Origin of the sequence: Fibrisoma limi BUZ 3, assembly GCF_000296815.2 — a bacterium.
Classification (GTDB): domain Bacteria; phylum Bacteroidota; class Bacteroidia; order Cytophagales; family Spirosomataceae; genus Fibrisoma; species Fibrisoma limi.
In genome coordinates, this window is record NZ_CAIT01000009.1 from 613,064 (window position 1) to 629,650 (window position 16,587).

At 53.1% G+C, this 16,587-nt stretch carries 15 protein-coding genes; 7 read left to right on the plus strand and 8 right to left on the minus strand.

Annotation, left to right across the window (positions count from 1 at the left end; translation table 11 throughout):
• Positions 1-36: 36 nt before the first annotated feature.
• The gene (locus BN8_RS22100; RefSeq protein ID WP_040006441.1) at positions 37-237 is read left to right on the plus strand and encodes a hypothetical protein; all 201 of its coding nucleotides are present in this window, start codon (positions 37-39) and stop codon (positions 235-237) included.
• Between the two features lie 114 nt (positions 238-351).
• On the opposite strand, the gene BN8_RS22105 is transcribed toward BN8_RS22100, so the two are convergent.
• Together BN8_RS22105 and BN8_RS22110 are read right to left on the minus strand one after the other, a co-directional pair.
• Positions 352-1,611 carry a cation:proton antiporter domain-containing protein gene (locus BN8_RS22105; protein ID WP_202806400.1) on the minus strand — a complete coding sequence of 420 codons (1,260 nt, stop codon included), beginning with the start codon at positions 1,609-1,611 and terminating at the stop codon, positions 352-354.
• A gap of 51 nt (positions 1,612-1,662) precedes the next feature.
• Positions 1,663-2,505 (minus strand): SGNH/GDSL hydrolase family protein, encoded by an 843-nt coding sequence (locus BN8_RS22110; protein ID WP_009284171.1) that lies wholly within the window; start codon positions 2,503-2,505, stop codon positions 1,663-1,665.
• Between the two features lie 251 nt (positions 2,506-2,756).
• Between BN8_RS22110 and BN8_RS22115 the strand changes: the two genes are divergently transcribed.
• On the plus strand, positions 2,757-3,416 hold the full coding sequence (locus BN8_RS22115) for an HAD hydrolase-like protein (RefSeq protein ID WP_009284172.1): 660 nt from the start codon (positions 2,757-2,759) through the stop codon (positions 3,414-3,416).
• 24 nt (positions 3,417-3,440) lie between these two features.
• Here the strand turns inward: BN8_RS22115 and BN8_RS22120 are convergent, their stop codons facing one another.
• Both BN8_RS22120 and BN8_RS22125 read right to left on the minus strand, forming a co-directional pair.
• The gene (locus tag BN8_RS22120) at positions 3,441-4,619 is read right to left on the minus strand and encodes a hypothetical protein (protein WP_009284173.1); all 1,179 of its coding nucleotides are present in this window, start codon (positions 4,617-4,619) and stop codon (positions 3,441-3,443) included.
• Positions 4,606-5,592: a DUF2157 domain-containing protein gene (locus tag BN8_RS22125; protein WP_009284174.1), complete on the minus strand. Its 987-nt coding sequence runs from the start codon at positions 5,590-5,592 to the stop codon at positions 4,606-4,608. The genes BN8_RS22120 and BN8_RS22125 overlap by 14 nt, the downstream gene beginning before the upstream one ends.
• A 78-nt stretch (positions 5,593-5,670) precedes the next feature.
• On the opposite strand from BN8_RS22125, the gene BN8_RS22130 reads away from it, so the two are divergent.
• Positions 5,671-7,359 (plus strand): VRR-NUC domain-containing protein, encoded by a 1,689-nt coding sequence (locus BN8_RS22130; protein WP_009284175.1) that lies wholly within the window; start codon positions 5,671-5,673, stop codon positions 7,357-7,359.
• A 16-nt stretch (positions 7,360-7,375) separates the two neighbouring features.
• On the opposite strand, the gene BN8_RS22135 is transcribed toward BN8_RS22130, so the two are convergent.
• A complete protein-coding gene (locus BN8_RS22135) occupies positions 7,376-8,113 on the minus strand; it encodes a class I SAM-dependent methyltransferase (RefSeq protein WP_009284176.1) in 738 nt (245 codons plus the stop codon).
• A 178-nt stretch (positions 8,114-8,291) separates the two neighbouring features.
• Here BN8_RS22135 and BN8_RS22140 point away from each other — a divergent pair, with 178 nt between their 5' ends.
• The 3 genes from BN8_RS22140 (at position 8,292) to BN8_RS22150 (ending at position 10,835) form a co-directional block, all read left to right on the plus strand.
• Positions 8,292-8,687, plus strand: coding sequence for a c-type cytochrome (locus tag BN8_RS22140; RefSeq protein ID WP_009284177.1), 396 nt, complete (start codon positions 8,292-8,294; stop codon positions 8,685-8,687).
• A 279-nt stretch (positions 8,688-8,966) separates the two neighbouring features.
• A complete protein-coding gene (locus tag BN8_RS22145) occupies positions 8,967-9,905 on the plus strand; it encodes an NADP-dependent oxidoreductase (RefSeq protein WP_009284178.1) in 939 nt (312 codons plus the stop codon).
• A 93-nt stretch (positions 9,906-9,998) separates the two neighbouring features.
• Entirely contained in the window at positions 9,999-10,835 is an 837-nt protein-coding gene (locus tag BN8_RS22150) for an AraC family transcriptional regulator (protein WP_009284179.1), read from the plus strand.
• An 87-nt stretch (positions 10,836-10,922) separates the two neighbouring features.
• Here BN8_RS22150 and rlmB read toward each other — a convergent pair whose 3' ends face one another.
• Together rlmB and BN8_RS22160 are read right to left on the minus strand one after the other, a co-directional pair.
• Entirely contained in the window at positions 10,923-11,642 is a 720-nt protein-coding gene (rlmB, locus tag BN8_RS22155; RefSeq protein WP_051041118.1) for a 23S rRNA (guanosine(2251)-2'-O)-methyltransferase RlmB, read from the minus strand.
• A gap of 278 nt (positions 11,643-11,920) precedes the next feature.
• Positions 11,921-13,291 (minus strand): GWxTD domain-containing protein, encoded by a 1,371-nt coding sequence (locus BN8_RS22160; protein WP_009284181.1) that lies wholly within the window; start codon positions 13,289-13,291, stop codon positions 11,921-11,923.
• Between the two features lie 204 nt (positions 13,292-13,495).
• On the opposite strand from BN8_RS22160, the gene BN8_RS22165 reads away from it, so the two are divergent.
• Entirely contained in the window at positions 13,496-14,263 is a 768-nt protein-coding gene (locus BN8_RS22165; RefSeq protein ID WP_009284182.1) for a class I SAM-dependent methyltransferase, read from the plus strand.
• A gap of 24 nt (positions 14,264-14,287) precedes the next feature.
• Here BN8_RS22165 and BN8_RS22170 read toward each other — a convergent pair whose 3' ends face one another.
• Positions 14,288-16,579, minus strand: a complete 2,292-nt coding sequence (locus BN8_RS22170; RefSeq protein ID WP_009284183.1) for an FdhF/YdeP family oxidoreductase — start codon at positions 16,577-16,579, stop codon at positions 14,288-14,290.
• Positions 16,580-16,587 lie beyond the last annotated feature (8 nt).

Sequence of the window (16,587 nt, forward strand, 5' to 3'; positions counted from 1 at the left end):
GTAGTTTTGACGTATTCATCAAAACCACGAACCCTTATGAACAGAATACCTGGCTTGATGCCCCTGCTGCTCGCGCTTCTTTTGGGCAATGCCCCTCTGGTTGCGCAAAAAAATCCCGATCAGAAAGCCGCCTATTACTACATGCTCCGGACGATGGTGGCTCAATTACAGGGTGGGCACACGGCCGTAATAACACCGGAGGTGTTGAGCCAGAAGAGTAAGCCAACAAAACTATGAGCCAGCAGTCACTTGACTGATATTTCGGGTTGGGTACCGAACGATCGGGGTGTGCCTTACCTCGCTGTAAAGGATTGGCTACACCTGCTTATTGACTGTGCAGAAAATCCTGTTTCAATCCTGCGCACGTCTGCCGTAAAGCTTTGTCAATGGGCTTGCCGTTATACCATGCGCGACCAGCGATGCACAAACCAAGAGGCTCCCAATTCCCCAGATAGCCTCCTGGTTTGTGCGTTTCATGGCCAGCACAGCATAAAAAATGGCGGCTACCCCAATCGGCCCGAACCAGCCCATAAACAGTGCATCTCTGGTTTTTCTTAGCTGAGGTGTCCAGGACCTCAGGAGTAAAATAAAAGGTAGCCGACGCAGCAACAATACGGCTATTGCCAGGGCAACTCCTGCCCAACCCCACTCCCGCCATTGTGCCCAGGGCAGCATCAATCCCAGCAACGTAAAGATAGGGAGGGTAAAAAACTGATTGACTGTTTCCTGAACCCGCTCTTCCTGATGACGTTCATTGGCGTTGGCTGTCCGGTCGAGCGCAACACCAGTCGCGAAAACCGCCAGAATCCCATCGGTACCCAGCAGTTTGGCAGCACCCAGCACCACCAGCGTCAAGGCAAGACTGAACGCCAGAAACGAATGCTGTCCGACCGTTTTCCTGGCTTCGGCCCAGCGGAGCAGATGCCCGGCGGCTACGCCAAGCAGAATACCAAACAGTACGGCGATCCCCACCTCCCACAGCACAGTATGGACCAGCCAATGTTCCCAGACTTCACCCTCCGGTTTTGTCAGGAGCAGAATGGGTAACAGCACAATCGGATAGGCCAGCCCGTCATTGGCCCCCGACTCGGCGGATATCGTATGCCGGACCCGGTCGGGCAGGTTATCCTCCGCTAGTTCACCGGTCACGATCGAACTGGCCACAATGGGATCAGTAGGTGATACGACCGCACCTGCCAACAACGCCACCAGTATCGGCAGATCGAGCAGCCAGTAAGCCAGCAGACTACTCGATAACCACATCAGTGGCATCCCGAGCCCTAATAAAACGCTCAGTGAACGCCAGTGCTGACGCAGGAAGCCCGGGGGCAATCGCAGCGCCACGCCCATCAGCCCGATCGCAATGGTCAGTCGGGCGGCTTGTTCGAGGATCGCTTCTGGCCTCCCCCACTGCTCAGGATGAAGCAGGCCCAGTCCTTCCGGGCTTATTAGTATACCGAACACCAACGCCAGCAGAGGAATCGAAAAAACGGTTGCTCTCAGGGAACGGGCGAATAGCCCCAGCCCCAACACAATACCCCCAATTGCCACCAACGCTACGTTGAATTCATCCATTTCCTGAACGCAGGCTTTTATGATCGTTACAGCCAAAACAGAGGGCGTCCAGGTTTGTTCAGTTCTGCTTTTTCAGACTCGTCACCATTAGTCAATACGTTTCAGCACCTTCACCAGTTGCCGGGAGATCAACGCGTACCCCCTGTCGGACGGATGCAGACCGTCGTACGTCATCCGAATGGATTCAACCGGATACGGGTATTCGTCGGTTTCGGGGTTGAACGGTACGTCTATGAACGTAGGATACGGGTAGTTCACGTATTGGCCTGTCTGCGGATCTTTCAGCCGTTTGAATTTGACTAACTTGCTCATCGCTAACCCTTTGAGGTGGTACAGATCCACAACGGGTATTTTCTCATAACGGCCGATGGAATCAATCGCCGTGGCAAACGACTCAAGTGACTGACCGTTTTTGGGCCGGTACGAACCGTAGGCGTTGTTTTTCAAATTAGCGATGTACACAAAATCCACCCGCTGCATAGGCGTAATGAGGATGATGGGTGCCTGCGGATTCAGGCTCCTGACTTTATCAATGATCTGCCGGAAAGCCCCGTACACGGTTCCATTGCCCGTGTTGGTCTGGTAGTCCTGGAAGCGACCCAATGGCCGACCTCCCCACCAGTCGTTAGTGCCGAGAAAGATTGAATACAGATCGGCTTTCACTAACCCCAGGTTCTCGATTTGCTGCGCGATCCGCACCGCCGTCCAGCCATTATGGCCCTGATTGACGTAGCGAAGATGAGGCAACTTCTCGACCACGCGGGTCATATAGCCTTTGGTGATTCGGTTGCCGGTTTCGTTTTGATGGTCGTTCAGATACGTAATGGAGTCGCCAATAGCCACCCAGGTTAACGCACGGGGCTCGAACGAACCGAACAGGCAGAGTATCGCCACCAGTAGAACCCCTTGTCTTAGTATGGTTTGTTTCATAATTCGGTTGTTGTCATAAAATGGAAACGACCGACCGGTTCTACTGCATGAACGGCTGGATGCCTGAAGCCAGGAGGTAGATCCATTTTCCTACGGCTCCCGGGAACCTCTGGCGGCCAGGATTCAACAGGCTATCCTATAGCGTCACCTTGAAGCGAGAGGAATCTTAACGGAAGAAGAAGGCGACCGGTGGCAGGACGAATAGAATCATTTGGTTATATTGAGCCAATAATTGTCTCTCAATCCGTGCTATGAATTACAAACTGGTCATCTTTGATTTCGACGGCACCCTGGCAAATTCCTTTCCTTTTTTCCTGAATAACATCAACGTTCTGGCCGCGACCTACAATTTCAAGCGGGTCGAACCGGACGACGTTGATACGTTACGAGGTCTGGATGCCCGGCAGATGATCAGTCTGGCCGGCTTACCCGCCTGGAAGATTCCGTTCATCGCCCGGTCGTTCATTCGGTTGATGGCTCGGGATATTGACCAGATTACGTTGTTCGACGGCATCTCCGGGCTGCTGAAGCAGTTGTCGGCCAATGGTGTTCAACTGGCAATTGTTAGTTCCAATTCGAAAGACAATGTCCGGCAGGTGCTGGGTCCTGACAACGCGGCCCTGATCCGATTCTATGAATGCGGAACCGCCCTGTTCGGAAAACAGCGAAAGTTTAGAAAGGTAATTTCGAAAAGTGGTGTAGCGCCATCTGAAACGCTTTGCGTCGGCGATGAACTGCGCGATATTGAAGCCGCCCGACTCGTCAACACCGCTTTTGGTGCCGTTTCCTGGGGTTTCACCAAGCCCGACGCCCTACAGGTGCAGCCGGATATTCTGTTTTTTCAAACCGTTGGGGATATTGCATCGGCCGTGCTGGGAAATCAGTTTGCCGACAAACCGCAAAGGGCATAAACGATAGGGCTACATTGGCTGGGCTTAGTTATACCCTCCACCGGCTCCGCCCCCACCGAATTTCCCCCCGCCAAATTTTACGTTGTCGTGCTGATCGTGGCCCGACGTACCAGCCGCTACCTGAGCGGCCGTAATAACGTCTGAGCTAATCAGAAACTCGTCCGGCGAATCCTCATCCGGAACGTCGGTAAAACCGTATCGGGACGACCGCAGGTAGCGAATACCTCCTACAGCGATGCCAATCAAAAACAGTCCGCAGAGCGTAAGATGTACATTCAACGGCAGGATTCCGACGTAGTACCGGATGGTAGCTACGGCTGCGGCAACACCCAGCACCCCCAGGATGATCAGCATCCGGTTCTTCCGGACGAATCCCTGCCATAGATACCCGATCGGGAGCCCTACCGTCAGCAGCCAGAACAGCCACGGCAGGTCAATCTCCGGCGGTGACATCACCCCCGATCGCCGTAGTGTAGAGCGAATGAGCAACCAGTTCGTTTCGCGCACCACGTAGTAGTTTACACTGACCAGCAGCATAGCCAGCGCCACCCACTGCGTCAGGCTCACGGCATCGTCGTAGTACGCCCGCTGTCGGATCATCCGGGTAGCCTGCATCAACAACCCCGATACCACCATCCCTACAAACGGCAACAGTGTCCGGCCGAAACTGGCTTCCAGCGTCAGATCAAACAGACACGTATACAACACGGCCAGCGCAATAAACGTAATGAGCGTATCGCCGTAGTACCACACTACGGCCGCCAGCAGCGGCAACGCGACCAGACACCACTGCCACAGTGAACCGTCGTCCAGAAACTGGCTGTTGAAACCACCTACCATCAGCGCCGTGGTGGCCATCACCAGGGCGTTATCAACCCCGTTGCGGTAGAACTGCCGTCGCCGAATCAGGACATTGTTCAAGATAGCCAGCCCGATGCCGAAAAGCAGGCAGTACAGACCGAAAATGGATGAGTCATCGATCGAAAGTAACTCAACAAACAGCAGAAACACGCCCCCCGTGGCAATGATGGTGAAGATGAACAAACCAATTTCGAGAAAACCGTTCATGGTTTGAAACCCCACCGGATACGCCTTGCGAACGGCCGTTAGCTGATCGTCCGTCAGCAGGCTCCGCCGGTGCCAGCGTTCGGCCTGGCTGACAACGTTCTTATTTTCAATCCACGTTTCGTTATACGCTCTCATGCAAAACTGATCGCCGTTGATACAGCAGGTATGCGATTAAAACAATGCCTGACACGATGAAATACACGTAGTCGGCCACACTACTTGCGGGATGCAGGTACTTGAAATATAGGTACGTCAGGCCAATGTAGCCGTAGATAGCACTCATCAGCAGAAACAAAAACGACCCGGCCCGATTACGCTGCTCCTGCCGGGCGTAGCGATCGGCCAGCCAGCAGCCCGCAGCCAGTCCGGCTATGAACCACGGCAGAAGTTCGTCAAAATTGAACAGCCCCGCCAGCAGTGCTACCAGCAACAGATTGCCGGCAAAGGTGAGGTGGGTCAGCGTAAAATGCGCTTTAATGCGCTGCCGCTCCAGCACCAACGCTACCGCTATAATCACCAGGGCGAGCCCAATGGCCGAAAAAACCACTCTCTGATCAAAGAAGTTGGTTTTAAAGTAAAAGGTTAGCGGCCGAACCGTCACGCCCACCCAGGAAATGAGCGCCGTGAGGGCCATACTCAGTACGCCCTGGTGGTCAAAGCGATAAGCCAGCGCCAGAAACAGCATGGCTGGTACGAACGTAACCAACCCGTAGCGAGTCCCGAATACGTTGTACTGATATTGCGCGTAGCCTTCGAGCGTCAGAAACAGCAGACAGGCCAGCAAGAGAGCATACGCTCCGAAGGCCGACCGGCTGCTGGCCTGCTCGGTTGTCCAGGGGGGTCGATTAAGCCACGCAAACACAAACGACACGACGCAGGCCGCAGCTATGATCAGCAACAGAATGCCGTGCCCAACGTGATCAAAATTGTCGTATACGAGCAGCCCCAATCCCGAACTTAGCAGCAGAATACCGGCGTAAAGCATGGCACGCAACTCCCAGTGCAGCGAAAACGGCCGAATACGTTCGGTGGCTGCGATGCGCTGACGCTGCTCGTCGTTTAGAATGGACCGTTGGCGTAAGTCGTTCAGCAGGTCATCCGGGGACATAATTGTCTGTTTTTTTGTTGTACTAACGGGTCTTTGGCTGTTGATAAACCAATAACGAGCCAATACCCCTTCATACGTATGGTCGGTCGTCAGCAAGTTATTTTAACCCCTCGCTATTACCTTAACAATTTCCGCTATGTGCTGGATTTTGTAAAACGACTGTACGGCAGTCTGCTCAACGAAGCCGAGTGGAGCTTTGTTCGTCAATTTGACGCCCTGAGCATTGACGCACAGTGTCTTTTTGTCCGGCTGAGCAACCGAAAAGGGCTTTTCTTCCGGATCAACAAGCTACAGTACAATGAGATTACGGACTTGCCGGCGGCCCTGGGCCAATTGTTGCAGCAAGGATTCGCTGAGCGGCTTACTCCGCACCACGAAGTCATGGGCGACGATGCCCTGGGTGTATTTACCAAACCTGAGTTGCTCGAACTGCTCCCCCTCGAGCCCGAAGAGCTTAAACCGTTATCGAAGCAAAAGAAAGAGGAAGTCATTCGGTACGCTCTTCACGAGCTTGATTTTGGTGAAATCGTGACGAGTCTGACCACGCGTGAAACGGTCGTAAAGACAAATTTTGAGGCTGAAGTCATGATGGTGAAGTACCTCTTCTTCGGCAATCGTTCGTCGGACATGACCGAGTTTGTAATCCGCGATCTGGGTATGGTCAACTTTGAACGCTACGACGAGTCGAAGCTCACCGCCCGCTTCCGCACCCGCAAGGAGGTAGAAGATAAGCTGCTTATTTCGCTGACCAACGAAGAATTTTACGAACTGAAAGAAGCCGAAACACCCGCTGAGGATATTTACAACTGGTTTCTGAACTGGAACGAGACCCGCCCCGAACTGACCGAAATTGCGATTCCCGGCTATCAGAAACTGGTTTGCCGCGTTGGGGCATATCTGGAACGCCAGAAACATCCGGACCAGGCCATGGCCGTGTATCAGTTATCGGATCGCGTTCCCGCCCGCGAACGGCGCGTTCGGCTGCTGTTCAAAAACGGCCTGATCGACGAAGCCCTGGCCCTGTGCGACGAGATTGCAACCAGTCCACAAAACGCCGATGAACGTTATTTTGCGCATGACTTCCGGGAAAAGATTCTGAGCGCGGGCGAGAAGAAACGGAGTAAAAAAACCACAACGCGCTTCCTGTCCGATGCCGAGAGCGTGAACATTCCGGCGGCCTACCGACACCATGTCGAAGCAGGCGTAATGAACCATTACCTCGAACAGGACTTCGACGCGGCTTTTACCGAAAACTACCCGTGGCGCGGGCTCTTCGGGCTGGTGTTCTGGGACATTATCTACGATGCCAACGTGCAGGCCATCCACCACCCGCTGCAACGCGCCCCGTCGGATTTTTACCTGCCTGATTTTTACCTGAAGCGCGAAGACCTGCTCCGGAAGCGCCTGGCCGACCTCGACACCAAAGAAGCCTGGCGGTTGCATACTGGCCGGATGTTCAACGCCAAATACGGCATTACAAACGTACTGGTCGACTGGAGCGATGAACTGCTCGGGCTGGTTCACCGGCTTATCGACCTCATCGACGTAGAGCAGTTGCGGCTGATTCTGCTCGAAATGGCCCGCAACGTCCGGGAGCATACCCGCGGTTTTCCGGACCTGCTGATCTGGAATGAACAGGGGCAGTATGAATTTGTGGAAGTTAAATCCCCGACCGATCACCTCGGGCCCCAGCAATTACACTGGTTGCAATTTTTCCAGACCATCGGCGTACCGGGCAAAGTCGTTCGGGTGATCTGGGAAGCTTAACTACCGCAAAGCGTCATCAAATCCGGCCGATACGCAGGAATATAGGAAATTGAACGTCCTGCTCGTCGGCCGTCCACAGCGGTTTCAGCCGGTCGCCCAGCGCCGTTACGGGGTCCTCTTCATTTTCATAGAGGTATTGACGCACCGCCGACCACGTCCTGAGGTAATTCAGAAACCGATCCAGCGACCATGATCGCCGGGCGACAAAGTTGTGGTGTTCTGCCTGATCGAAGGGAAAGGGCAGCGTGGCATACGCTCCGTCGACGTATCGACGCTGAGGGTCCCAATACGGACCAATAACGTTTCGATAGAAATCCAGTATGATCGGGTCCAGTTGCGCCGATACCTGAACCATACCGTAGCCCCATTCGGCAATCGCGGCTCCCGGCTTCGCTACCCGCCGTACCTCTTCATGAAACGCAGGCACATTAAACCAGTGCAGTGCCTGCGCTACGGTAATCAGGTCGAAGGTCTGATCCGAAAACGGTGTCTGTTCGGCCATGCTGACCTGATAGTGTATGTTGGGTTGGTGTACCGCCTGCGCCAGTTGCTTTTCGCTAATGTCGGTAGCTTCTACGCGGTCAAAATAAGCAGCCAGTGCCCCGGCAACCTGTCCATTGCCCGTAGCACAATCCCAGGCCACATTACGCTGAGTTACCCTCGACAGCACAACGTCGTATAAATCAGCGGGATAATCAATCCGGTACTGAGCATACAGGTCAGCATGACCGGAAAAACGATCGACAGGCATCATTTTTTACAAAATTGGATCGCTAATTTTAAACGTTTTCCATTAAATTCTGTCATACAAAGGATTTAGGTAGTAAAAAGCTAAGCTACAATTGGCTTATGTTGTGAATCAGCCTAATTTTGTAGAACTAGATACAACCTGCTTTTCATTGTTTTACCCATTTATTGATTACCCGTTTGTCATGAAAAAAACGTTTGGATTTCTCTTCGCTACGGCTTTGGTGACTGTAGCTTCGTACAATGCCAACGCTCAGGCGTCTACCGACGAAATTCCGGCCGACATGAACGCTCTGATGCAAAAATATACGTGCATTGCCTGCCACCGTCCGAATCAGCGACTGGTTGGCCCGGCCTACAAAGACGTAGCTAAGAAAAACTATACAAACGAAAAAATCGTCGAACTGATCTATAATCCGGTACCGAGCAACTGGCCTGGTTACCCTCCGATGGCTCCAATGAAGCAGGTACCGAAAGAGGATGCCCTAAAACTGGCGACCTGGATCAATTCACTGGATGGTACGCCGGGTGGCGGTGCCAAGAAGCCGGCGGCTAAGAAACCCGCGACCAAGAAATCATAATCTGAGTGTTTCTGTGCCTAGCAAAAAGCCCCGCCATGGCGGGGCTTTTTGCTAGGCTTTGCTTTGTCGCTTCATCGTCGGGCCACGAAAGGGTAACCTGAAAACGTACCTGACAAACCTGTAAACATACTCCTTCCAACCGCCCCATTTGCAGGAATTTTGTGTGGTCTTCAACGCACTTAAATACGACAGGGCAAAACCCCAACCGGTTTTACTTTCCTGCGGCTCAGCCTTTAGAGCACCAGGGTACCCTAAACAAATCAGAAAAAAATAACAACCATGAAAGCCATCATCATTGACGAGCCAGGCGGAATCGACAAACTGATTTATACTGAAATTCCCAGGCCAACTATCAAACCAGATGAAGTACTGGTACAGGTAAAGGCCATCAGCATCAACCCGGTAGACGTAAAAACCCGCGCCGGCAAAGGTACTTACGGCCGCATCAAGCAGGAACGCCCTTTGATAATCGGCTGGGACATTAGCGGTGTAGTAACCGAAGCCGGAAGCGACACGAATTTCAAACCCGGCGACGACGTATTCGGTATGGTCAACTTCCCGGGTCACGGCAAAGCTTACGCGGAGTACGTAGCCGCCCCCGCCAACCAACTGGCCCTGAAACCGTCGGCCATTACCCATGCCGAAGCGGCAGCCGCTACGCTGGCGGCCCTCACTGCCTACCAGGCGCTGCTCACGAAAGCACAGGTGCAGCCGGGACAAACCGTTCTGGTACATGCAGCCGCCGGCGGTGTTGGCCATTTTGCGGTGCAGATAGCCAAACACCTCGGTGCGCATGTAGTGGGGACATCCTCAGCCAAAAACAAAGATGTTGTTATGCGCTTAGGGGCCGATGAGCACATCGACTACCACGGCTACGACTGGGCCAATAGCCCATACGAATTCGATTTCATTCTGGATACCATCGGGGGCGATAACATCGACCGATCGCTGGATGTGGCAAAACCGGGCGGTACCCTTATCAGCATTCCTTCAGGATTGAGTGAAACAGTGACAGAAAAGGCTAAAGCCAGAGGGGTGAATGGTTTTTTCTTCCTGGTGTCGTCTAACGGCGAAGACATGAAGGTGCTTGCCGATTGGCTGGAGCAGGGTATCATTAAATCCCACGTATCGGAACTAGTTGCGTTTGAAGACATGGGGAAAGCCCACGCACAGGTCGAGAGCGGCCGTACTATCGGGAAGGTGATCGTGGCACTGTAAAGCTTTTTCTCAACCAAGCACCTTCTGCCGAGTCCTGTTGTTTATAACCATGCCGGGCAAATCGGCCCTCACAGAAAAAAGCAACCCTGTTCTATGCAGATTGAGCATACCGCACAGCCTTTCACTATTCAGGAAGAAGTGTTGCAGGTCTGGACGAAACGGCCGCATCAGCACAACTTTTTTGAACTCGTTTTCATAAAAAACGGCACGGGAAGTCAATGCATCAACGGCAACATGCTGCCGTACGGGAAAGAAAGTATATTCCTGCTGCCACCCTACGATTGCCATTCCTTTCAGATCAGTTCGCCAACGTCATTTGTCTTTATCCGCTTCAACGCTCTGTTCTTCCAGGAAGACAAACGGCAGATGATGGACTACAGCCAGTGGTTCAAAAACCTGCATTACGTACTGAGCAGTTACAATCGGATGCCCGGCGAAATCATTCGTTCGGCGTCGGACAAGGCGCTGATGGTTAGTCTGATTACCAGCATAGTTCATGAGCAGCAAGAAACGAACCCCTCCGAATCCATCATCCGAACTAATATGGTGGCCATGCTGAACGTACTGGTGCGCAACCTTGAAAACAGCTTTCGGGACAGTCACAAAGCCCAGAATAATCAGACAAAAGACCTTCTGCAATACATTCAATACAATCTGTTCGACAACGATAAGCTGAAGGTCGAAGTTATTGCCAGCGAATTCAACCTGGCACCGACGTACGTGGGCGAATACTTCAAGAAAAAAGTAGGGGAGAACCTAAAGGAATATATTCTGAAAGCCCGGGTGAACGTAGCCCAAAGCCGTCTGCAATATTCCGGACAGAGCATCAAAGAGGTTGCTTACGATCTGGGCTTTACTGATGCCAGCCACCTGACAAAGGTCATCAGGAAATATTATGATGCAGCGAAGCAGCCAATGTGCAGCCTGTAATCATTTACCAGCATAGTACAATCAAAAAGGCCTCATTGAGTAAATGAGGCCTTTTTGATGATGTCTATTCCTTCACTACTACGACAGCTATCGGCCGCTGCTCCGTTGCCGAACGGCTTCGTATAAAACTACCCCCGTTGCAACGGATACGTTCAGCGAACCTACCTCCCCCAGCAATGGTATCCGGACGTGCGTATCGACCATTCGGAGCAACTCGGGTGAGATACCGTCTTCTTCCGAACCCATGATTACGGCCAACGGCCCCGTCATATCAGTTGCGTACAGGTCGCGGTACGTTTTTTCCGTACACGCAATCACCCGAATGCCTGATTCCTGCAAGTACTTCACTGTATCGGCCAGATCGTACTCCCGACAAACAGAGATATGGTTCAAAGCCCCCGAAGAGGTTTTCATCGCGTCGGAGTTGATGGCGGCTGCCCCCCGGCCTGGAATTACGATGCACTGTACCCCGGAACACTCGGCCGTCCGGGCAATAGCTCCAAAATTGCGCACATCTGTAATTCGGTCAAGGAGCAGCAGGAACGGTGTTTCGCCCCGCTCGTGTACATCAGCGATCACGTTGGATAGCTTGACGTAGTGAATTGGTGACACCATGCAGATAACCCCCTGGTGATTTTTGCGCGTCATCCGATCCAGTTTCTCCACCGGTACGCGCTGAATGGTTACGCGATTTTGGAACGCCAGGTTCTGGATGTCGGGGTTACTGAGCCCCTTTTCCATGTACAGCTTGTCGATCTGCTGATCGGACTTCAGCGTTTCGATTACCGACTGTATGCCAAACACCATCTCTTCGGGTGCTGGCTTAAACTGCGGTCGCGGGCCGCCCGGCCGCCCACCTCCAGAACGATTATAGGACTTGCGGTAAGGCTGGTCCCGATCTGGCCTGTCCCGGTCAGGCGTGACCCGGTCAGGCGAGACCCGGTCAGACGTATCGTCAGACCTGTAGTCGCGGTCAGGCCTGTCCCGGTCAGATGATTCCTGATCTGACGGTACGTCTGTCCGATCCTCACCAGAACGGGTCACGCCTGACCGGGTCTCGCCAGACCGGTTTTTATTAAAACGATTTATTCGCGGATTGCGCCGGTTCTCCATGCTTCTACGATCGGGTACCAAATCGGCTGGTACTCGATGTAGCGCACCAGTTCATAATGATCCTCGACAAATTGGTTTGGTTTTTTCGTAAAGGTAAAGGTAATCTCCGACACGTTGGCCCGTCGATTATACACCCATACCTCGCGTTCGCGGTTGCGCTGTACGCGATCGGGCGGACCAAGTACGATGTAAATCATACCTTTGTCGGTTTTCCAGCCCTCCTTATAACTCGTAAACAAGCGGTTAGCTTCTTCTACGCGGTCGAAATACGCTTTAATGGTCCGCTTGGCCACATCCTCATTACCTGACATCAAACTCAGCCAGTACCGATCAAACGCTTTCTTGGTATCCTGCGCCTGATTCAACTCACTAATCTCCGACCCCGTACTCATGTATAGCACGGGCTTGATGAGCTTGTCAGGACGGGTCATTTTCGGGAACCGCTTGTCCGTTACAACCAGCCCAATGCCATAGGCATCGGTAGTATCCTCCATGAAATAGTATAACCCTTCTTTAGGCAAGGTAAACGGCTGGTTGGTCGTAACCCTCAGGGTTGTATCGACATCCAGTGAACGCGATGCCGGGCGCGACGACGTATTCATTGGCGAAGAGGCTGCGTCAAATTCATGCTTGTATCGGAAAACGAACAACGGCTTGCTGTTCCCCTCTACGCTTCGGATCACTACCGTATCGCCCTGGTTAACATAGTTGCGGAGTTGCGGCAATCGTCCATTCTTATCGAAAAGCGCATACCGATCACTCAGTTTCACGGCTCTGAAGCGTACCGGCAGGTCATTACGGGCTTTGGCGCCGGTACTAACTTCGGTCATTTCGGTTAACAGCACTGCACTGGCTACGTCTTTCGGTCGCTTGATGTCAAATGTCAGCGTCAGATGATCGCCGTCACGCACCAGTGTCTGGTCGTTGAGCGGTACGTTGCCATAGCCCAGCCGATCGCGATTGTTATAGTCGGGATACAGTACATAGGCAATCTGGAAGCGGCTCGACAAATCGGATGGATTCGTAACGGGACTGCCGTCGGGTTGCCGGGCCGTCAGATTCAGATACACCCGAACGGACGAACTGTCAATAATCAGGTATTTCCCTTTTACGGACGTAACGGTCCATTCACCTGCGGCTTTGGCGGCATTCTGGGCGGCTGCCGGCGAAGACGATACAGGAGCTACCTGCCGCGAACTGGTCTGTCGGGAACCGGAATCCTGCGGATCGGCCTGTCGACTACCCCCTTTTTCTCTGACGCGTGCATCGTATTCCTGCGTCGGTTTTGTTGTGGAGCAGGCCGACAGCACACTAATCATCACTAAAGCATATAGTAAACGCATAAACAACGATCAATAACGCTATCCTTAAGTTGTTTATATCTAACGAAAAACCGGCGACAGTTTGGTTATTGTCACCTTCATTTTTCTTTAGCTCTGCAAAAGACTAATTTTACTGATTGTTTTGCAAACCAGTTATTAGATAATAGATGCCGACGGACAGTCGTTGGATTTCTGGTCAATACGTTAGCATCCGACATCCCGAATATGTACAAAACCACCGAAATAACCTCGGCCGAAATCGCGTCTGATAATCCTGTTCACCAGCGGCTGCTTTTTCCGTACGTTGAAGCGGCCAATCTGGTCAGCGGAAAAGTGCTTGAGATCGGCTGTGGCTGGGGTCGTGGCCTGCAGCTACTAACGCAGGCCGCCAGTCAGTATACCGGCATTGATAAAAATACTGACCTGATTGCCGCCCTGCGTCAGGAATACCCTCAATCGACGTTCATTGCGGCCAACATTCCTCCGCTTACCGATCTGGCCGATAATACGTTCGATTATATCGTTACCTTCCAGGTTATTGAGCATATCGAAAACGATGACCTGTTTATCAGGGAAGCGCACCGGGTGCTGAAGCCGGGCGGAAAACTCCTGCTGACGACTGTCAACCGAAAATTTTCGCTCACGCGCAATCCGTGGCACGTTCGGGAATACTACGCCGATGAGCTGAAAAACCTGATGGGCAAGTACTTCAGGAGCGTCCAAACGCGGGGTATCCACGGTAACGACAAGGTGATGACGTATTATGAGCAAAATAAAGAATCCGTACGCAAACTGACCCGCTTTGATATTTTCAACCTGCAATACCGCCTGCCACGTCGGCTGCTACAGGTCCCTTACGACCTGATGAACCGACTGAACCGTAACCGGCTGCTGCAACAGGATGGTCTGGCGACCGAGATTCATTACACCGACTATCTGGTCAGCAACGACCCGGCCGGTAGCCTCGATTTCTTCTACGTAGCAACAAAATAACGTGGGCGTTTATCGACCCATGCGCTACGTCGATGGTGTCACCGTAATTACAATCGATTTCGAGGTCGGAGTATGACTTTTATCCGCTATGGAATCGATAGGCACCAGCACGTTCGTTTCGGGGAAGTAAGCGGCTGCGCAGCCACGGGGTATTTTATACGGCACGATGATGAATCGGTGAGCCGTACGCTGCTGATTGTCATAATGGCTGTGCAGATCGATCACCTGCCCGGCCGACAACCCACGGTCGGCTATATCATCGGCATTCAGAAACACGACGCGTCGTTCGCCGTAGATGCCCCGATAGCGGTCGTCGTTGCCATACACGGTTGTGTTGAACTGGTCGTGGCTTCGTACCGTCATCAGGAGCAGTTCGCCCGGCCTCAGGTCGTGGCCAATTGGTGTGTTGACCGAGAAATGAGCTTTACCGTCGGATGTGGTAAATGTGCGCTTACGAGGGCCGTTCGGCAGGTAAAAACCACCCGGTTGCCGTACCCGCTCATTATATTGCTCAAAACCTTCGACGGTCTGCTCAATCAGATTGCGGATATGGTCGTAGTTGCTGACAAGGGCATCCCAGTCGACCGTCGATTTGCCGGCCAGCGTCGCTTTAGCCACCCCAGCTACGATTGCCGGTTCACTCAATAACTGCGGAGACACCGGTTCCACCACACCTTTCGAGAGCTGAACAACCCCGGTGGTGTTTTCCATGCTGACAAACTGCTCGCCGGATGCCTGCCGGTCGATGTCGGAGTGGCCGAGACAGGGCAGAATCAGGGCCGTTTCGCCGTGAATCAGGTGACTGCGATTCAGCTTGGTCGATACGTGTACGGTCAGTTTGCACCGACGCAAAGCCTCCGCCGTGTAGTTGGTATCCGACGTCGCCATCGCAAAGTTGCCGCCCATGCCGAAGAAAACGGTAGCCCGGCCTTCGTGCATGGCCTTGACGGCCGCTACCGTATCATAGCCGTTTTCGCGGGGCGGTTCAAAGTTGAAAACTGTTGCCAGTTTATCCAGAAAGGCCGGTTTTGGCTTCTCATAAATGCCCATTGTCCGGTCGCCCTGTACATTGCTGTGGCCCCGGATCGGCGCGGCTCCTCCACCCTCAATACCAATACTTCCTTTCAGCAACAGAACATTGATCACTTCCCGGATTGTCTCGACGGCGTTACGGTGCTGGGTGAGGCCCATTGCCCAGCAGATAATAATCTTCTTTTTAAACTTCAGAGTATCCACTACAGCCTGCACATCGTCGCGCGACAGGCCCGTCTGGTCGATCAGCTCATCCACATCGTATCGGGCGAGATCGGCAAGGAAAGCCTCGTAGCCAGCGGTTTGCTGCTCAATAAATGGTTTGTCGAGTACCTGTCCCGGCGCTTTCTGCTCCTCCTCCAGCAGCAGTTTCGCAATGGCTTTGAGCAGGGCCAGATCGGTGTTGATGCGTATCTGGAGGTAAATATCGGTCAGTTTCTGTCCGCCCAGCAGCATATCGCGCGGGCTTTGTGGATACTTAAACGCCAGCAGTCCTGTTTCGACCAGCGGGTTAACGGCAATGATCGTGGCACCGTTCCGTTTGGCTTCCTCCAGCGGAGTCAACATACGAGGGGCATTGGTGCCCGGATTCTGGCCCATAATTATGATGACGTCGGCCTTCTCAAAATCGTCATAAACAATCGAAGCCTTGCCTAAACCAATGGTTTCGCCCAGTGCCACGCTGGTTGACTCATGGCACATGTTCGAACAGTCGGGCAGGTTGTTGGTACCAAACATCCGCACGAACAACTGGTACAGAAAGGCCGTTTCGTTGGCCGCTCGGCCGGAGGTATAGAAAATCGCTTCGTCTGGTGATGCCAGCCCGTTCAGCGTATTGCCAATGAGTTGAAACGCTTCGTTCCACTCAATAGGAACGTAATGGGTATCGCCCGGCCGGAGGATCATCGGTTGGGTTAGCCGACCCTGCTGCCCAAGCCAGAAGTCCGTTTTTTGCAGCAATTCCGCCACCGAATACCGCTGGAATAGCACCGGTGACGCCGTGTGCTTGGTCATGATTTCGTCGGCTACAGCTTTGGCCCCGCTCTCGCAGTATTCAGCTACGGACGACCGGTGGCCATCCGGATCGGGCCAGGCGCAGGACGGGCAGTCGTAGCCGTCTTTCTGGTTCAGGTTGACCAGCGCCTTCCAGCCCCGCCCAATGTCGGTACCACGCAGGACGTGCTCAAATGATTTCACAACAGCCGTAAGGCCGGCGGCTTCAGTTTTAGGCTGACCAACGTTCAGCTTACCGGTCAGTTCTTCAGGTGGGGTGTTTTGCTGCATGATAGTAG